General features: G+C 64.9%; 16 protein-coding genes. 4 read left to right on the top strand and 12 right to left on the bottom strand.

All coding sequences use genetic code 11. The features are described 5' to 3' along the window. Nucleotides 1-142 precede the first annotated feature (142 nt). Both EA795_RS18525 and chrA read left to right on the top strand, forming a co-directional pair. Nucleotides 143-1,087 (top strand): DUF1853 family protein, encoded by a 945-nt coding sequence (locus tag EA795_RS18525; RefSeq protein WP_122078879.1) that lies wholly within the window; start codon nucleotides 143-145, stop codon nucleotides 1,085-1,087. Nucleotides 1,088-1,224: 137 nt separating this feature from the next. Further along, nucleotides 1,225-2,436: a chromate efflux transporter gene (chrA, locus tag EA795_RS18520; protein WP_122078878.1), complete on the top strand. Its 1,212-nt coding sequence runs from the start codon at nucleotides 1,225-1,227 to the stop codon at nucleotides 2,434-2,436. Nucleotides 2,437-2,459: 23 nt separating this feature from the next. Here chrA and EA795_RS18515 read toward each other — a convergent pair whose 3' ends face one another. The 4 genes from EA795_RS18515 to EA795_RS18500 form a co-directional block, all read right to left on the bottom strand. Then, nucleotides 2,460-3,566 carry a cyclic nucleotide-binding domain-containing protein gene (locus EA795_RS18515; RefSeq protein WP_122078876.1) on the bottom strand — a complete coding sequence of 369 codons (1,107 nt, stop codon included), beginning with the start codon at nucleotides 3,564-3,566 and terminating at the stop codon, nucleotides 2,460-2,462. A gap of 31 nt (nucleotides 3,567-3,597) precedes the next feature. Next, on the bottom strand, nucleotides 3,598-4,539 hold the full coding sequence (locus EA795_RS18510; RefSeq protein ID WP_205891502.1) for a 1-aminocyclopropane-1-carboxylate deaminase/D-cysteine desulfhydrase: 942 nt from the start codon (nucleotides 4,537-4,539) through the stop codon (nucleotides 3,598-3,600). Beyond that, a complete protein-coding gene (locus EA795_RS18505) occupies nucleotides 4,536-5,897 on the bottom strand; it encodes a chromosome partitioning protein ParA (protein ID WP_122078873.1) in 1,362 nt (453 codons plus the stop codon). The genes EA795_RS18510 and EA795_RS18505 overlap by 4 nt, the downstream gene beginning before the upstream one ends. Before the next feature lie 264 nt (nucleotides 5,898-6,161). Then, entirely contained in the window at nucleotides 6,162-8,192 is a 2,031-nt protein-coding gene (locus EA795_RS18500; RefSeq protein WP_122078872.1) for an NADPH-dependent 2,4-dienoyl-CoA reductase, read from the bottom strand. Between the two features lie 222 nt (nucleotides 8,193-8,414). Here EA795_RS18500 and EA795_RS18495 point away from each other — a divergent pair, with 222 nt between their 5' ends. Together EA795_RS18495 and EA795_RS18490 are read left to right on the top strand one after the other, a co-directional pair. Then, nucleotides 8,415-9,425, top strand: coding sequence for a carbon-nitrogen hydrolase family protein (locus tag EA795_RS18495; protein WP_122078870.1), 1,011 nt, complete (start codon nucleotides 8,415-8,417; stop codon nucleotides 9,423-9,425). Then, nucleotides 9,422-10,459, top strand: coding sequence for an AraC family transcriptional regulator (locus EA795_RS18490; RefSeq protein ID WP_058076687.1), 1,038 nt, complete (start codon nucleotides 9,422-9,424; stop codon nucleotides 10,457-10,459). Before EA795_RS18495 ends, EA795_RS18490 begins: the two co-directional genes overlap by 4 nt. 9 nt (nucleotides 10,460-10,468) lie before the next feature. Here the strand turns inward: EA795_RS18490 and EA795_RS21530 are convergent, their stop codons facing one another. The 8 genes from EA795_RS21530 to EA795_RS18455 all read right to left on the bottom strand — a co-directional run bounded on the left by EA795_RS21530 (nucleotide 10,469) and on the right by EA795_RS18455 (nucleotide 17,339). Continuing rightward, the gene (locus tag EA795_RS21530) at nucleotides 10,469-10,594 is read right to left on the bottom strand and encodes a hypothetical protein (protein ID WP_256670929.1); all 126 of its coding nucleotides are present in this window, start codon (nucleotides 10,592-10,594) and stop codon (nucleotides 10,469-10,471) included. Between the two features lie 67 nt (nucleotides 10,595-10,661). Beyond that, nucleotides 10,662-10,865 carry a DUF2474 domain-containing protein gene (locus tag EA795_RS21240; RefSeq protein WP_058074958.1) on the bottom strand — a complete coding sequence of 68 codons (204 nt, stop codon included), beginning with the start codon at nucleotides 10,863-10,865 and terminating at the stop codon, nucleotides 10,662-10,664. Next, the gene (cydB, locus tag EA795_RS18480; RefSeq protein ID WP_122078868.1) at nucleotides 10,852-11,859 is read right to left on the bottom strand and encodes a cytochrome d ubiquinol oxidase subunit II; all 1,008 of its coding nucleotides are present in this window, start codon (nucleotides 11,857-11,859) and stop codon (nucleotides 10,852-10,854) included. The genes EA795_RS21240 and cydB overlap by 14 nt, the downstream gene beginning before the upstream one ends. 2 nt (nucleotides 11,860-11,861) lie before the next feature. After that, nucleotides 11,862-13,301, bottom strand: a complete 1,440-nt coding sequence (locus EA795_RS18475; protein WP_065983447.1) for a cytochrome ubiquinol oxidase subunit I — start codon at nucleotides 13,299-13,301, stop codon at nucleotides 11,862-11,864. A gap of 330 nt (nucleotides 13,302-13,631) precedes the next feature. Next, nucleotides 13,632-14,420 carry a 3-oxoadipate enol-lactonase gene (pcaD, locus tag EA795_RS18470; protein WP_122078908.1) on the bottom strand — a complete coding sequence of 263 codons (789 nt, stop codon included), beginning with the start codon at nucleotides 14,418-14,420 and terminating at the stop codon, nucleotides 13,632-13,634. Between the two features lie 74 nt (nucleotides 14,421-14,494). After that, on the bottom strand, nucleotides 14,495-15,706 hold the full coding sequence (gene pcaF / locus EA795_RS18465; protein ID WP_122078866.1) for a 3-oxoadipyl-CoA thiolase: 1,212 nt from the start codon (nucleotides 15,704-15,706) through the stop codon (nucleotides 14,495-14,497). After that, nucleotides 15,703-16,485 (bottom strand): CoA-transferase subunit beta, encoded by a 783-nt coding sequence (locus tag EA795_RS18460; RefSeq protein WP_122078865.1) that lies wholly within the window; start codon nucleotides 16,483-16,485, stop codon nucleotides 15,703-15,705. The genes pcaF and EA795_RS18460 overlap by 4 nt, the downstream gene beginning before the upstream one ends. Next, a complete protein-coding gene (locus EA795_RS18455) occupies nucleotides 16,482-17,339 on the bottom strand; it encodes a CoA transferase subunit A (protein ID WP_122078863.1) in 858 nt (285 codons plus the stop codon). Before EA795_RS18455 ends, EA795_RS18460 begins: the two co-directional genes overlap by 4 nt. Between the last annotated feature and the right edge of the window lie 120 nt (nucleotides 17,340-17,459).

The raw sequence follows: 17,459 nt of genomic DNA, 5'->3' as shown, positions 1-17,459 counted from the left end.
GGCCTGCTTTTGCGCGGCGCTGCGTTGTTCGTCGTTCATTTGGAATGACCAAACTTCTCTCCTCATGCCTTGCTCCGTGCAAAAACAGGCTCCGGCGCGGTCGCGAGCGAAACGTCAACAGACCCTAGGCTATGCTCAAGGCATGACCCTCGCCAGCCTTGCCGACTTTCCTTCGAGACTACGCCATCCACAGGTGCGCGATCTCGCGTGGGCGATCCTTTCCCCGCCCCTGCTTGGCGAAGGCCCCTGGTGCCAGCGCCATCCACTCAGCGCCAGCCGCTGGAGCAGCGAGCCGGGGTTGCTGGCCGACTGGCTGCTGCGCCTGGACGAGCAACCATCAGCGCTCCATACCTGGCTCGCGCAGAACAACCTGCGGCGGCTCGGTACCTACTACGAACGCCTCTGGCAATTCGCGCTGTGCCAAGCGCCGGATGTCGAATTGCTGATCGCCAACCTGCCGATTCGCCAGGCGAACCACACGCTCGGCGAGCTGGACCTGTTGCTGCGGGATGCCCAGGGCGTGCACCACCTGGAACTGGCGGTGAAGTTCTACCTCGGTCTCGGCGAGGGCGACTGCACCCGGCACGACCACTGGATCGGCCCCGGCGGCCAGGATCGCCTGGATACCAAGCTCCAACGCCTGTGCAATCACCAGCTGCCCCTCTCGGCCGATCCTCGGGCCCGGGCCGTGCTTGCCGAGCTGACCTGCAGCGACGTGACGAGCGCCCTCTGGCTCGGCGGCTACCTGTTCGAACCCTGGCCCGACGGCTGCGCATCCCCTGCGGGCGCCAATCCGAGCCATCTGCGCGGCCGCTGGCTGCGCGTGGCCGACTGGCCGGCCTTTCATGCCGCGCGGCCGAACCATCATTGGCAACCACTACCACGCAGCGCCTGGCTGTCGCCGGCGCGCCTGGCCGAAGCGGATATCTGGCCGCCTGCGGCCCTCGACGCCTGGCTGCGGCAAACCTCGCTCGAACAGCGCCCCCAACTGCTGGTGCACCTGCAGCCTGGCCGCGAAGGCCATTGGGAGGAATGCGAGCGGTTGTTCCTGGTGGCGGATTCCTGGCCTGAGCGAGTGATGGATTGAGGGAGCGGATTCCTTCAGGCTGTGATGGCTGATCGCGAGCAAGCTCGCTCCTACAGTGGGGTCTCGTATTGGAGTTGTCACATTCGGCCGCTATCCTTTCCGCCAAGCCATGGCGCTTCCGACCAAACGAACCTTGCATGACGATTGACGATAACAGCGAGCCGCAGCCCGCGAGTCGCTGGGTGCTTTTCCTGATTTTCCTGCGCCTGGGCCTGACCTCCTTCGGTGGTCCGGTGGCGCACCTGGGCTACTTTCGCGAAGAGTTCGTGACCCGGCGGCGCTGGCTCGACGAAAGCGGCTACGCCGATCTGGTTGCGCTTTGCCAGTTCCTTCCCGGCCCGGCCAGCAGCCAGGTGGGGCTGGCCATCGGCCTGCTGCGTGGCGGCTTTCCTGGTGCGCTGGCGGCCTGGGCCGGCTTCACGCTGCCTTCGGCCCTCGCGCTGACGCTGTTCGGGCTGGGCATCTCGAGCTGGGGCGAGGCACTGCCGGCAGGCATCCTGCAGGGGCTGAAGATCGTGGCGGTGGCAATAGTCGCCCATGCCGTATGGGGCATGGCGCGCAATCTCTGTACCGACCGACTGCGTATCGCCATGGCTTTGGCAGCGGCCACGGCGGTGCTGCTGTTGGCCGCTGTCTGGACACAGCTGGCGGTCATCCTCTTCGCCGGCCTGCTCGGTCGCGTGCTGATTCATCCCGCCGCTACACAACCCGCCAGGGCCACAGGCTCACCCGTGGGTCGCCGTCTTGGCCTGGTACTGCTGGGGCTGTTCTTCGCGCTGCTGATCGCCTTGCCGGTTCTCGCCAAGGCATCGTCGAGCCAGGTGCTGGCGCTGATCGATGCCTTCTATCGTGCCGGCTCGCTGGTGTTCGGCGGCGGCCATGTGGTGCTGCCATTGCTGCAAACCGAGGTCGTCTCCAGCGGCTGGGTGAACAACGACAGCTTTCTCGCAGGTTATGGAGCGGCCCAAGCGGTGCCTGGCCCGCTGTTCACCTTCGCGGCCTTCCTCGGCGCCTCGATGCAGGACACGCCGAGCGGCTGGGCCGGCTCGCTGATCTGCCTGGTGGCGATTTTCGCCCCTTCGTTCCTGCTGGTGAGCGGCTTCTTGCCGTTCTGGGAACGTCTGCGCAACAACCAGTCCATGCGAGCGGCGCTGGCTGGGGTGAACGCCGCAGTGGTCGGCCTGCTACTTGCCGCCCTTTACGATCCGGTATGGACCCATGCCATCTTCAGCCTGGCCGACTTCGCCGTGGCGCTGCTTGCCCTGATGGCCCTGGCAGTCTGGAAATGGCCGGCCTGGCTGGTGGTTGCCGGTGGCAGCGCTGCCGGCTGGGCGCTGGCCCTGTTCTGAGGAATGACAGCGACGAATGGCGACTAATCGCTGCGCTCGATTCGCCCTCCCGAACGCGCTACATAGCCACTGCCCTGCTCGCTCAGCAAGGTTTGGCGCTGCCCCGCCGTCAAGGCATCCAGCCCGCCCTTCAGCGCATGGACGGTGAAACCCAGTTGCGCCAGCAGAAAGACCGCATTGGAGCTGCGCTTGCCGCTGTCGCAGTAACAGAGATAGGTCCTGCTGCCATCCAGCAAGCGGGCCTTGAGTCGCAACAGGTGCAGCGGCATGTTCAGTGCCATGGTCGCGTGTCCGTGCTGGTACTCCTCGAGCAGTCGCACGTCGAGCCATTGGGCGCCTGCATCGATCAGGTCGGTGGCCGCCGCATAATCGATCTCCGCCACCACCGGAGCCTTCAGCAGGGCGAGAAACGCCTGGCGCGAAAGGCGCAACACGCTGCCATCCTCGAGCAACGTGACGCTGGCGTTGCGCGGACGCTCGCTCAACAACGCCTCCTCGCCGAAACAGGCGCCCACTTCCAGTTCGGCCACCACCTGCCGGTCGCTGCCGACGCCGCTGATGACCTCTGCCCGACCGGATTTGAGGAAATAGCAACAATCGCCGCCCTCGCCCTCGCGCAGCAATTCATATCCAGCCGGCAGCTCGATGCTCTCGAGCTCGCCGAGCATGCGTCGAATATTTTCCGGAGGTACCTTGGCGAACAGCGGGTTCTCCAGCGCCTCCTCCAGCCAATCCGTGAGCTCGCCCGCCATGGCAAGCTCCAGCAGCAGATCCTGATAACTCTGGCGCCAGGCCAGCAAGCGATCCAGCTCGCCGCTGTCGATGACCAGCAGGCTGCAATCGTCCAGCGCCCGTATCCGCCTTACCCGCGAGCCGGCCGAGAGAGCATGGAGGCTTTCCATCGTACCGGCGTGCAGACGCCACTCCTCGCCATCGTCGTGCTGCAATGCAAGCGCACCGGCAAGCAGAAAATAGCTGGACGTCGGGGCGCTGTCCGGTCCGAACAGCAGCTCTCCCGCGAGCAAGGGTTGGGGGATCAACTGCTTGCGCAACTCCTGCAACTGTCGGGACGACAGCGCATTGAGGGGCGTCAGGCTGCGTAGCTGGTCGGGGTGCAGAGGCTTGTTCATCCATAAACTTCCAGAAACGATCGGTCGGTACTCAACTCGGCCACTGCGCCAGGGCAGCACGCCGGCCTTGCAGGCCGCCGGTATGGACGAAGACGAGTCGGGTACCCCGGGAAAAATAACCGCCCTCCACGTAGAGGCGCAACGCCATCATGGCTTTTGCCGTGTAGACGGGCTCCAGCGGGATGCCGCTGGCGTGTTCGGTCTCCTTCAGGAAGCTGATCAGGGCACTGTCGAAACGACCGAAACCGCCGCGACTGGCATCAAGCAACAGGTAGCCGCCGTCCGGCATCCCTGCTTCGCCCAACAGGTTGCCGAGCTGCCGGGCAACCGCATGCGAGGGCGGTCCCGCCAGCGCACCGAAAACCGGGCGTCGCCCTTCCTCGCCGATGACCAGACCCGCCAGCGTCGTACCGGTGCCGGCGGCGAGCCACCAGCCGTGGTGGTCGCTCCAACCCAGTTCACCCAGTTGAGCGTCGAGCTGCGCGACCAGCGGAATACAGCCCAACGCCCCGACCAGCCCGCCGCCGCCCTCGGGAACACAGCGGTAGCCCGGGTAGCATTCCAGCCATGGCGTCCAGAAATCGTCCCGATGGCGCGCGCGGTAGCCGCCATAACCCAGCCAGTGCAGCTGCATGCCGAATTCGAGCAGATCCGCCACTGTCGGCGTCAACTGCTCGGTGCCCCGTAGCAGGCCGACCGTGGACAATCCGTAGCGGCGGCCGGCAGCCGCCAGCGCGTGCAGATGATTGGAATGAGGTCCGCCCAGGCTGAGCAGGCCCGGGCAACCCGCTTCACGAGCAGCCGCGAGATGATGAGAAAGCTTGTACCACTTGTTGCCGGACAGTTCGGGATCGACCCGATCCAGGCGCAGTACGGCGACCTCGACACCGGCCTGCTGTAGCCAGTCGAGCGTCAGCAACTGAAGCGGAGCCGATGGCAGGTCGAAGGGAGCGCTCGAGACCAAGGCACTCAACTGCCGGTGCGCAACCGATCCCGCGCCCGGTGGCGAGCGCAGCAGTTGGTCTCACCGACGACGAAACGGCCAGGACTGTCGATCTTGTCCAGCGGCATTGCGCAGCGCTCGCCGCTCGCCAACTTGGCCACGCAACTGGGCTCCTGATAATGCTGCAGCCATTGCCGATACTGCTCCTCCGAGACAGCGCACCTGGCAGCGGCATAGGCCAGCGGGTTCTTCTGATAGGTGGCGATGTCGTGCAAGGCGATGGTCAGGTGTCCGGCGCCGGGGTGATAGGCCATGAACTGCACGCCCTGCCCTGAAAGTTGCTCGAGCACTCGCTCGGCGCTGTTTGCAGCCAGTTTGTCCCGCGCCTGCGTGAGCTGCTCGATTTCCTCCTGCAACTGGGTATCGAGCTCGTTGCGGTAGGCCAGCTCCACGTCGCGGATGGCGATCTGTTCCTTGAGTTCGGCCACCGCCGCTTCGACCTGCTCACGGGTTTCGCTCGCGAATGCGGCACGAGCCGCTTCGGCTTCGGCGCGACCGTTGCGCTCGAGCATGCGCAGTTGCTGGCTCAGCTCCTCACGATGCTTGCGGAAGCTGTCCGTCTGGCCAATCAGTTGCGCCTGCAGATCTGCATTGAGCTCTTCCTGCTGCCGCAGACGCTCCTGTAACTCGTGAATCTCCTGCTGCAGGCGCTCCTGTTGTTCCGCGGCAAGTGCGCGCAGCTTGGCGATATCCGCTTCACGCAATTGCTCCAGGCTGGCGATGCGCGCGCGCTGCTGCTTGATCAACTGAGCCGCCTTGAGTCGCTGCTCCTGCTGGAGCTTCTCCGCCTTCACGGCCGCGACCTTGGCGGCTTGGGCCGGCGCGTACCAGGTTTCCTCGGCGACCACCTGCAGGCGATCGGTCGGCACTGCCTGGGGCACTTCTTCCTCGACCAGCAGACCCAGCTGGTTGCGCTTGATACGGTCGCGCAACAGCGCGAAATGGTTGTTTCCCGAGGTCAGCTCCGGGTCCCAGAGATGCATCTGCTGCCAGGAAACCGGACATTGGCTGCGGCAGGCCAGGCGTATCGCGCCGCCGCCCAGGTCCGGACCGCGTCCGCTCCGCTCGGCGAGGCTGCGCAGCGGGATGTTCCAGCCGCTGTCCGCCGAGCCGTCCTCGTTGAAATCCAGGTAGAAGAACACCGCCGCACGAACCTGCAGGCGTCCGTTGACCAGCACATAAACGGCGCGCATCTGCTGGTCGGCGTACTCCGGCAAGTTCACCACGCCGTCGAGTATGGCTTCGAACTCCGGGTACAACATCTCCTTGCAGATACCGCCGTCATTGAAGAACAGTACGGCCTCGACCGTCTGCGGTTTGATCTGCATGTCCGATATCCCCTCTGGCTCACCGAGCCGCAATTGCCTGAAACAGCCGAGCAACGGATGAAGTCGACCTGGCAAGGCAGGCAAACCGTTTCAACAGCAGGCGCTGTAACTATGTCGGGGCAAGTTTAGGAGAAAAGTCCGGACGGGCAATGTGACTCCGTTGGCAGCGCCCCCGGTCGTTCCGGTGGTTCGTCGGGCGGCGCGGGGAAACTGTGATGGCGCAGACAGACGTTTCAGCCTGCCTGCGACCGAAACGGCGCCAGCTCAGAGTTGCGCGGCGAGGCGCGAGCCCTGGTTGATCGCACGCTTGGCATCCAGCTCGGCGGCGACATCCGCACCACCGACGAGGTGCACGGGAAGACCAGCCTGCTCGAGCTCGGCCTGCAGCTCGCGCAACGGGTCCTGGCCGGCGCAGACGATGACCGTGTCCACCGGCAGCACCTGGGGTTCGCCCTCGGCAATGCGCAGGTGCAGCCCTTCGTCGTCGACCTTGAGATATTCCACGGCGCTGATCATCTGCACCTGCTTGTTCTTCAGCCCGGTGCGGTGAATCCAGCCGGTGGTCTTGCCCAGGCCGTTGCCTACCTTGGATTTCTTGCGCTGCAGCAGATACACCTGGCGCGCCGGCGCATGCGGTGCGGGCCTGACGCCTGCGACACCGCCACGCGCCTCCAGCCCCAGGTCGATGCCCCACTCCTTCCAGAATGCTTCGCGATCCAGGCTGGTGGATTCGCCATCATGGGTGATGAATTCGCTGACATCGAAGCCGATGCCACCGGCACCGATCACCGCCACGCGCTGCCCCACCGGTTTGCGCTGGAGAATCGCGTCGAGGTAGCTGATCACCTTGGGATGCTCGATGCCGGGGATGTCCGGCGTACGCGGGACGATACCTGTGGCGAGGATGACCTCGTCATACCCGCCAGCCTGCAGCTCGGCGGCGCTGACCCGGGTGTTCAGTCGCAGATCGACGCCGCTGCTCTGCAACTTGCTGTTGAAGTAACGCAGGGTTTCGTAGAACTCTTCCTTGCCGGGGACGCGCTTGGCGACGTTGAACTGGCCGCCGATTTCGCTGGCCGAATCGAACAGTGTCACCTGATGGCCGCGCTCGGCGGCAACCGTGGCGGCGGACAGGCCCGCAGGACCCGCGCCGACTACCGCGATCTTCTTCACCGACTGGGTCGGAATGTAGTTCAGCTCGGTTTCATAACAGGCGCGCGGGTTGACCAGACAGGTCGTCAGCTTGCCGCTGAAGGTATGGTCCAGGCATGCCTGGTTGCAGCCGATGCAGGTATTGATGGTGTCGCTGCGGTCGGCTGCCGCCTTGTTGACGAAATCCGGATCAGCCAGGAAGGGCCGCGCCATGGACACCATGTCGGCATCGCCCTCGGCCAGCACCTGCTCGGCGACTTCGGGCGTATTGATGCGGTTGGTGGTCACCAGCGGAATCTTCACCTCGCCGCGCAGTTTCGCCGTGACCTTGGTGAACGCCGCGCGCGGCACCTTGGTGGCGATGGTCGGGATGCGCGCCTCGTGCCAGCCGATGCCGGTATTGATCAGCGTGGCGCCAGCCTGCTCGATGGCCTTGGCCAGCACCACGACCTCGTCCCAAGTGCTGCCGCCCTCGATCAGGTCGAGCATGGACAGGCGATAGATGATGATGAACTCCGCCCCCACCGCTTCGCGCACACGGCGCACGATTTCCACCGGGAGGCGCATGCGATTCTCGTAGCTGCCGCCCCAGCGATCGCTGCGATGGTTGGTATGGGCGACCAGGAACTGGTTGATGAAGTAGCCTTCCGAACCCATGATTTCCACGCCGTCGTAACCCGCCTCCTTCGCCAGGCTGGCGCAGTTGACGAAGTCGCGGATCTGCTTCTCGATGCCCTCCTCGTCCAGCTCGCGCGGCGTGAAGGGGTTGATCGGCGCCTGGATGGCGCTCGGCGCCACCAGCTGCGGGCTGTAGGCGTAGCGGCCAGCGTGCAGGATCTGCATGCAGATCTTGCCACCCGCTTCGTGCACCGCCTGGGTGACCACCTTGTGCTCTGCGGCCTCTTCGGCGGTCGAAAGCTTGGCCGCCCCGGCACGTACCGAGCCTTCCTCGTTGGGACCGACGCCGCCGGTGACGATCAGCCCGACCCCACCCCGTGCGCGCTCGGCGAAGAAGGCAGCCATGCGCTCGAAGCCGTTTGGCATTTCTTCGAGGCCGGTGTGCATCGAACCCATCAGCGTACGATTGCGCAGTGTGGTGAACCCCAGGTCCAGCGGAGCCAGCAGGTGTGGAAAGGCGCTCATCTTCGTTCTTCCTCGCTCAGGCGGCACGGCAGCAGTGCCAGGCTTTCTACGGTTTGATTGCCGCATCTCGTCGGATGACGGTCGGTATGCCGGGACGATAGACAGCAACCGCGGCCCGCTCAATGATCGAAAACGACAACCAACTGATCGTACAGAGCAGAAAGCTTGGCAAAGCCAAAAGGTTTGCCTAACCTGCCCGCTCATTCAGCGCAGCCTCGAATCATGCGTAGCACCTTCAAACTGCTCGTTCCCTTCGTACTGGGCGCCGTGGCGCTGGCGACTTACCTCGTCTGGACCCAGGACCGCCGCAGCGGCCCGTTACTGTCCGACCTGCGCACGCTGCCCATCGAGAACGAAGGTACTCCCGGCGACGCGGGCAACCTGCTGGCCATTGAGGTGAAGCTGCTCCCGGCCGACTACCAGAGCCGAGAACGCCTGCACATGCGCTTCGCCACCTACCTCGAACAGGCCCGCGCTGCCGGACTGCTGAATGAAAGAACGATCGTGGTGCTTCCAGAACATGTCGGCACCGGCCTCTTCGCGCTCGGCGAGCGGGCTGAAGTGCAACAGGCCCGCAGCCTGCGCGACGCCATGCAATGGACCGCGCTGGGCAACCCCTGGAAGTTCCTGCGCGCCTTGCTCGACAACCAGAGCAAGGACCGCCGCACCGAGGCAGTCCTGCGCATCAAGGCCGGGCGGATGGCCGAGGACTACCAGACGATCTTTGGTGGCCTGGCCAGGGACTACGCGGTCACCCTGGTGGCCGGCTCCATCGTGTTGCCCGAACCCCATCTGGAACGACAGCGCCTGCACGTGGGAACGGGGCCGTTGCGGCAGGTCAGCCTGACCTTCGATCACCAGGGCCAGCCCATCGGCCCGTTGCAGTACAAGTACGCGCTCAGCCGTTACGAACGCCGTTACAGCGAAGCACCCGGGAACAGGCGCGCCGTCACGCTGGACACAGCGGCCGGCAGGCTCGCGGTAGCGCTCGGCTGCGACGGCTATCGGCAGGCCCCACCGGAGGATGCCGACTTCATCGTGATGCCCGGCGCCCTGGCAGACCCTGAATCCAGCTGCCCGAACGCGCTGGAACCGGCAGGCATTACGCCACGCCTGAAAGTCCACACCCTCGGTATGCCGTGGAATCTGGTCGGTTCGCCGCGGCAACCGGCACGACACCGTCACGGCCCGCCGGTGCAGCTGCACAACCGCTGGCTGCAGGCACGCCCATGATGCGCGTCAGGCTGGGCGATCTTTCGGTGGGCTTCGTGCACAGCCTGAGCGCCGCGCTGCGGGAAAAGCAGCTCGATCCGCAGCCGTTGCTGGAAGCCTATGGGCTGGATGCCGCGAGACTCGCCGAACCCCGTGCCAGGCTCTCGATCCCGCGCTACATGCGCCTGGGTCATGCCGCGATCCAGCTGGCCGGCGACCCTGCGCTAGGGCTGGAAATGGGGCGATTGCAAACCCCGCCCCATGTCGGCCTGGCCGGCGTTACCGCGGCCCAGGCACCTACGGTGCGCGAGGCGGCACGCGCGCTGATCCGTTTCGAACCGTTGTATGCCTCGAATTATCGCGGCAGCTCGGCCTTCGAGGAGGATGCGACAGGCGCCTGGCTGCGCTTCTATTCCATCAGCCCCTACAACGCCTACAACCGTTTCGTCGTCGATACCGTGCTGGCCAGCTGGATCAGCCAATTGAGCGCAATCGCTGCACAACCGGTACGGCCGACGCTGGTACGGATAGAGTTCGACGAGCCGGATCACGCGCTGCGTTACGAGGCGCTGTTCGGCTGTCCGGTGGAATTTGCCGCGGCGGGCAACCAGCTGCGGCTGGACAAGACCATGCTGGCGCTGCGCAATCCCGAGCATTGCCCCGGCACCTGGCATCACCTGCTGGAGCTGTGCGAAGCCGAACTCGAGCAGCGCACCCGCACGCGCAGTTTGCGCGAACGCATGACGCAGCTGCTCGGCCCCTTGCTCAAGGGGCACGAGCCCGATCTGCCGCAGCTCGCCGAGCGGCTGAAGTTGCCGGTCTGGACGCTGAGACGCAAGTTGGCCGAGGAAGGCACCAGCTACCGCGAGATTCTCAACGACACTCGCCGAGACCTGGCCATGGCCTATATCCGCGACACCGAATCGGCCTTCGGCGAGATAGCCTGGCTGCTCGGGTTCTCGTCGGCGGAAGCCTTTCAACGTGCCTTCAAACGCTGGAGCGGCCAGACGCCGGGCGAATACCGTCGCGCGCAACGGCGGATCGAGCAGAGCTAGCAGTGAATATCAGAGCTCGAAGGCATCCTCGGCAGGCTCCGGATAATCCTGCTGCGCGGCGTGCCATTCGAGAATTTCGTCCTGGTAATCGTCCATCGGAGAGTCCTCTGCTGGGAGCTGGTCTGCATCATTCAATGTGCATGCCAGAACCTAACCACAGAAGATGAACGAACGATGACCGGCCGCAGCCGCTCGTCGCCAGTCAGGGTGTACTCAGCCCCGCCGCCTGCATGAACTGGCGAATCCCCCAGGCCAGTGCGCCGAGCGCCATCACGCTGGCCGCCCAGATCACCACCAGCCAGGTCAGTCGCTGCCATAACGGTCTGACCGGCGGTGCACCCGTTTCGGGCGCTCGGCTGGCGGGTTGCGCCGTTTCGGAGCCGCGAGGTCGCTCAGTGGTAGCCATCGTCGGCACTCACCTTGCCGCGGAACACGTAGTAGCTCCAGGCCGTGTACATGAGAATCAGCGGAATGATCAGCAGCGCGCCCACCAGCGTGAACCCCTGGCTTTCAGGCGGCGAGGCAGCCTCCCAGATACTCACGTCCGGCGGGATGATGTTGGGCCAGAGGCTGATGCCCAGGCCACTGTAACCAAGGAAAATCAGCGCCAGGGTGAACAGGAACGGTGTGTAGTGAGCGTAACGGGCAATCGCCCGCAGCAGCCCGAAGGCACACAGCAGCACCAGGATCGGCACCGGCATGAACAGGATGAGGTTGGGCATGCTGAACCAGCGCTCGGCGATCGCCGGATGCGTCAGCGGCGTCCACAGGCTGACGATCCCGGTGACCAGCAGCACCGCCCAGACCAGTGGCGGCCCCAGGTCGTGCATGCGCTTCTGCAGGTCGCCGACAGTCTTCATGATCAGCCACGTGCAGCCCAGCAAGGCATAGGCGACGATCAGCGCCAGCCCGCAGAACACCGAGAACGGCGTCAGCCAGTCCAGCGCCCCCCCAGCATATGCCCTGTCGGCGACCGGAAAGCCGTGGATGAACGCCCCCAATGCAACGCCTTGGAAGAAAGTCGCCACCAGCGAACCACCGATGAAGGCCTTGTCCCAGACGTGCTGGCGCGCCTTGCTGGCCTTGAAGCGGAACTCGAAGGCCACGCCGCGAAATATCAGCCCCATCAGCATGAAGATGATCGGCAGGTACAGCGCCGACAGCACCACCGAATAGGCCAGCGGGAATGCCGCGAACAACCCCGCCCCACCGAGCACCAGCCAGGTCTCGTTGCCGTCCCAGACCGGTGCCACGGTGTTCATCGCCACATCGCGGTCGGACTCGTCGCGGATGAACGGGAAAAGAATGCCTATACCCAGGTCGAACCCGTCCATGACCACGTACATCATGATGCCGAAGATGATGATCACGGCCCAGATCAGCGAAAGATCGACACCCATGCTCAATTCCCCTCGCCCAGTTGGTCACCATGCTCGTGCGCAATCGCCTCGTCGGCGGCCGAGATGGGCCGTGCCGGCGTGCGTTTCTGACCCGGTCCGCCGATACCGGTCTCCTTGCCTTCGTCCATGACCGGGCCCTTGCCGATCAGGCGCAACACGTAAACGAAGCCCACGCCGAACACCGCGAAATAGATCAGCACGAACAGCGCCAGCGTCAAGCCAAGCTGTTCGGCGCCGTGATTGGACACGGCGTCGGCGGTGCGCATCAGCCCGTAGACGACCCATGGCTGACGGCCGATTTCGGTGGTGAACCAGCCGGCGAGAATCGCGATCAGCCCCGAGGGGCCCATCCAGAGCACCAGCCGCAGGAAGGCGCGGGAATGAAACAGCCGATCGCCACGGCGCAGCCACAGGCTCCAGAGGCCGGTGGCGATCATCAGCAGACCCAGCGCGACCATGATACGGAACGTCCAGAAGACGATCGTCGCGTTGGGGCGATCCTCGGGAGGGAACTCGTTCAGCGCCGGCACCTGCTCGGTCAGGCTGTGTTGCAGAATCAGGCTACCGAGGTAGGGAATCTCGACCTTGTAGAGTGTTTCCTCGCGCTCCATGTCGGGCCAGCCGAACAGCAGCAACGGCGTCGGCTCACCGGAAGAGTTGTCCCAGTGCCCCTCCATCGCGGCGATCTTCGCCGGCTGATGCTCCAGCGTATTGAGCCCGTGGAAGTCACCCACCAGGGCCTGGATCGGCGCCACGATCAGCGCCATCCACATGGCCATCGAGAGCATCTTGCGAATCGCCGGATTGTCCCGGCCGCGCAGCAGGTGCCAGGCCGCCGACGCCCCCACCATGAAAGCCGTGGCGAGAAACGCCGCGATCGCCATGTGGGTGAGGCGATACGGGAAGGACGGGTTGAAGATCACCGCCAACCAGTCCACCGGCACCACGATGCCGTCGATGATCTCGTGGCCCTGAGGCGTATGCATCCAGCTGTTGGACGCCAGAATCCAGAAGGTAGAGATCAGCGTGCCGAGCGCCACCATCACCGTGGCGAAGAAATGCAGGCCCGGGCCGACGCGGTTCCAGCCGAACAGCATGACGCCGAGAAAACCCGCTTCGAGGAAGAATGCCGTCAGCACCTCGTAAGTCAGCAAGGGGCCGGTAACGCTACCGGCGAACTCCGAAAAGGCGCTCCAGTTGGTGCCGAACTGGTAGGCCATGACGATGCCCGAGACCACCCCCATGCCGAAGTTGACCGCGAATATCTTCATCCAGAAATGGTAGAGATCGCGATAGAGCGGGCGCTGGGTTTTCAGCCACAGGCCTTCCAGCACCGCCAGGTAACTGGCCAGGCCGATGGTGATGGCCGGGAAGATGATGTGAAAAGAAATGGTGAAGGCGAACTGGATTCGCGCAAGCTCGAGAGCCTCCAATCCGAACATGAACATCTCCTCGTCGTCTGGCCGCGCGCTGGCTGCTGTTTTCGGTGCCTGTGCTGTCGATGACCGATGCGTGCTCTGCGCCAGACCTCGCGAATCGGTTGTGGCAACGACCCGACAGGGGAAGAAGCAGTACCGGTATGGCGGCATCTGGGGCGTCTGAGCTATCGCCGATTCAATCGAACAGAGCGTCAGGGGTCAGCTAAAGTGACAGCGAATTGCGGCCAGGGTGCCTTTCCGAGGTGTGGATATTCGGACGAGGGAGAAGGCGCCGCAGCAAAAGCCACGGCGGATATGGCCCGCGCGCTTGCGGCGCAGACTGCAGTGAAGCGCTCAGGCGCGCAGGAAATCCAGCACGCGCCGCGTGTATGCCTCCCCTGCCTCGACGTTGGAGAGGTGCGCCGCATCGAACTCCGCCAGTTCGGCACCGGCAATGCGTTCCTGCAGGAAACGCCCGTGCTCCGGCGTGGTCACCGGGTCCTTGCTGCCGCAGACGATCAGCGTCGGCACCCGGATGGCACCCAGCTGCTCGCGGTAATCGGCGTCGCGCACCGCCGCGCAGTTGGCGGCATAGCCCTCGGGCGAGGTGCTGGCGATCATCTGGGTGATGCGGCTGGTCTGCAGCGGCTGCTGCTCGGCGAACGTCGGGGTGAACCAGCGCGCGATGGAGGCGTCGCGCATGTCGCGCATCGCCTGTTCGCCGCCCTCGAGCACGGTATCGATGCGTTCGTTCCAGACTTCGTCGGTGCCGATCTTCGCGCCGGTGTTGCAGATCACCAGGCGCGTCAGCCGCTCGCCGGCATTGATGCCCAGCCACTGGCCGATCAGGCCGCCCATGGACAGACCGCAGAAGGCGAAACGGTCGATACCGAGGGAGTCGACCAGGCCCAGCACATCCTGCCCGAGCTGCTCGATGCTGTACGGCCCCGGCGTGACCGCCGAACCGCCGTGGCCCCGGGTGTCGTAGCGCAGCACGCGGAAATGCTCGCTGAACGCCGGGACCTGCGCATCCCACATGTGCAGATCGGTACCCAGCGAGTTGGAGAGCACCAGCACCGGCGCATCGACTGGGCCCTCGAGACGGTAATTCAGTTCGCCATCGGCGAGTTTCACGGTAGGCATGGAAAAATCCTTATGGGTGCGAATGAAGGAACTCGGCGGGCGCAGGGTGGAAGCGCTGTGAAACTTTTCCACCACTACCTCACAACCCGTTCGACCGCCAGCGCCAGGCCCTGTCCCACGCCGACACACATGGTCGCCAGAGCCAATCTGCCACCGGACTTTTCCAGCGCATGCACCGCTGTCAGCACCAGGCGCGCGCCGCTCATGCCCAGCGGATGACCCAGGGCAATGGCGCCGCCGTTGGGATTCACCTTCTCGCTATCGTCCGCCAAGCCCAGGTCGCGGGTCACGGCCAGGCCCTGAGCGGCAAAGGCTTCGTTGAGTTCGATCACGTCGAAATCATTCACGGCGATGTTCAGCCGCTCGCACAGCTTGCGCACCGCCGGCACCGGACCGTAGCCCATGATGCGCGGCGCGACGCCGGCGCTGGCCATGCCGAGCACCCTGGCGCGCGGCTTCAGGCCGTACTTCTGCGCCGCTTCGGCGCTGGCCAGGATCATCGCCGCCGCACCATCGTTGACGCCCGAAGCGTTGCCGGCCGTGACGGTCCTGTCCGCGCCATTGATCGGCCTGAGCCTGGCCAGCGCCTCGGCAGTGGTGTCCGGACGTGGATGCTCGTCGGTGTCGATCAGCGTGTCGCCCTTGCGCCCCTTGATCACCACCGGCACGATTTCCTCCGCGAAGAAGCCCGCGGCTTGCGCCTTGGCGGTGCGCTGCTGGCTGCGCAGGGCGAAGGCGTCCTGGTCTTCTCGACTGACCTGCCACTTTTCGGCGACGTTGTCGGCGGTCTCCGGCATGGCGTCGACGCCATACATTTCCTTCATCCTGGGATTGATGAAGCGCCAGCCGATGGTGGTGTCCTCGATTTTCTGCGTGCGGCCGAAAGCGCTATCGGCCTTGCCCATGACGTACGGCGCACGGGACATGGACTCGACGCCGCCGGCAATGGCCAGCTCGATCTCGCCACTGGCGATGGCGCGAAAGGCGCTGCCTACCGCATCCATGCCCGAAGCGCAGAGGCGATTGAGGGTCACGCCCGGCACGCTTTCCGGCAACCCGGCGAGCAGCGCGGCCATGCGTGCGACGTTGCGGTTGTCCTCGCCAGCCTGGTTGGCGCTGCCGAGGAACACCTCGTCGATGGCCGCCGGATCGAGCTGCGGGTTGCGCTCCAGCAGCGCCCGGATCGGCGTGGACGCCAGATCGTCAGCCCGCACCGCCGACAGCCCGCCGCCGAAGCGGCCGATGGGTGTGCGGACGGCGTCGCAGATAAAGACTTCACGTGTCATTCGTCACCTCCAGATTGTCCGTGGGCGGCGGCGGTGCGTGCTTCCAGGGCGCGCAGTGCCTGCAGTTCCTCGGCACGCGGCGCCTCGGTGGTGGCCACATCCTCGGCGAAGCGAATCGCCCAGCCGGTGTTTTCGATCACCTGCTCGCGGGTCACACCCGGGTGCAGCGAGGTCACCACGAATTCATGGGTGCCGGCTTCCGGCTCCATGATGCACAGGTCGGTGATGATCCCCACCGGCCCTTCGCCCGGCAGCCCGAGCTGCTTGCGGTGCTCGCCGCCCTCCCCGAAACCGACCGAGGTGACGAACGCCAGCTTGTCGACGAAGGTGCGATGCGACTGCTTGAGGATGATCAGCACCTGCCTGGCCGAGCCGGCAATTTCCGGCGCCCCACCCGCCCCTGGCAAGCGAACTTTCGGTTGGTGATAGTCGCCGATCACCGTGGTGTTGATATTGCCGTACCGGTCGACCTGCGCCGCGCCGAGAAAGCCGACGTCGATGCGCCCACCCTGCAGCCAGTAGCGAAAGATCTCGCCAGTGGGTACCACGGTGTCGGCGGTCTCGGCCAGTTCGCCATCGCCAATGGACAGCGGCAGCACCGAGGGCTTGGCACCGATGGGGCCGGATTCGTAGATCAGCACCACGTCCGGCGCATGGGTCAGGCGCGCCAGGTTGGCAGCCTTGGAAGGCAGGCCGATGCCGACGAAGCAGACGCTGCCATTGCCGAGGCGACGCGAAGCGGCCACCGTCATCATTTCGTTGGTGGTGTAGGTCATCACTGGGCCTCCTGCTGCGCGGCCAGTTTGGCCTGGAATGCACTGAAATCGGCGGTACCACGGATGAATTCATCGATCCAGGCGGTAAAGGACTCGCGGCTGCGGGCAATCGGGTCCCATGCCTGATAAAAGCGGTTGTCGCGCTGGTAGTAGCCATGGGCGTAGGACGGATGCGCTCCGCCCGGCACCAGGCAGACGGCGCTCAGCGCCCAGGTCGGCAACACGCAGGCGTTCATCGGCGCGTCGAGGTCGTCGACGATTTCCTCGACGGTGACGATGCAGCGTCTGGCCGCCAGCGCGGCTTCCTTCTGCACGCCGAGGATGCCGCTGATCAGCACGTTGCCCTTGCGATCGGCCTTCTGAGCGTGAATCACAGTGACGTCCGGGCGCACGCTGGGTACCGCCGCCAGCTTCTCGCCGGTGAAGGGGCAGTCGATGAACTTGATCATCGGATTGACCTTTGGCAGGTCTGAGCCAAGGTAGGCGCGCAGCACCGCGAACGGCAGGCCCGAGGCGCCGGCGACGTAGGCGTTGGCCAGATCGGCGTGGCTGTGTTCTTCGATCTCCAGCGGTTGCGGCCACTGCTTTTCCACCGCATCGCGCAGGCGGTGCAGCGAGCCGACGCCGGGATTGCCGCCCCAGGAGAAGATCAGCTTCTTCGCGCAACCGGCACCGATCAGCAGGTCGTAGACCAGGTCGGGCGTCATGCGCACCAGGGTCAGGTCCTTCTTGTCCTGACGGATGAGCTCGTGGGCGGCAGCGGTGGGAATCAGGTGGGTGAAACCTTCGAGGGCGACGGTATCGCCATTCTTGACGAAGCGCTCGATCGCTTCGCCAAGGGAAAGAAGCTCGGCCATGGATCAGTCTCTTGTGGTTGTGGAATTGCACCCGGTATTCGGTGCCTGCAATCCACACTAACCACGGCCTCACTGCGGAACAATCCGATAATCGATTAATCGTTCGATAATCGAACACAA

Origin of the sequence: Stutzerimonas nitrititolerans, from assembly GCF_003696285.1 — a bacterium.
Lineage (GTDB): Bacteria > Pseudomonadota > Gammaproteobacteria > Pseudomonadales > Pseudomonadaceae > Stutzerimonas > Stutzerimonas nitrititolerans.
The sequence above is the reverse complement of the archived record's forward strand: the minus strand, read 5'-3'. Positions and strand labels throughout refer to the sequence as shown.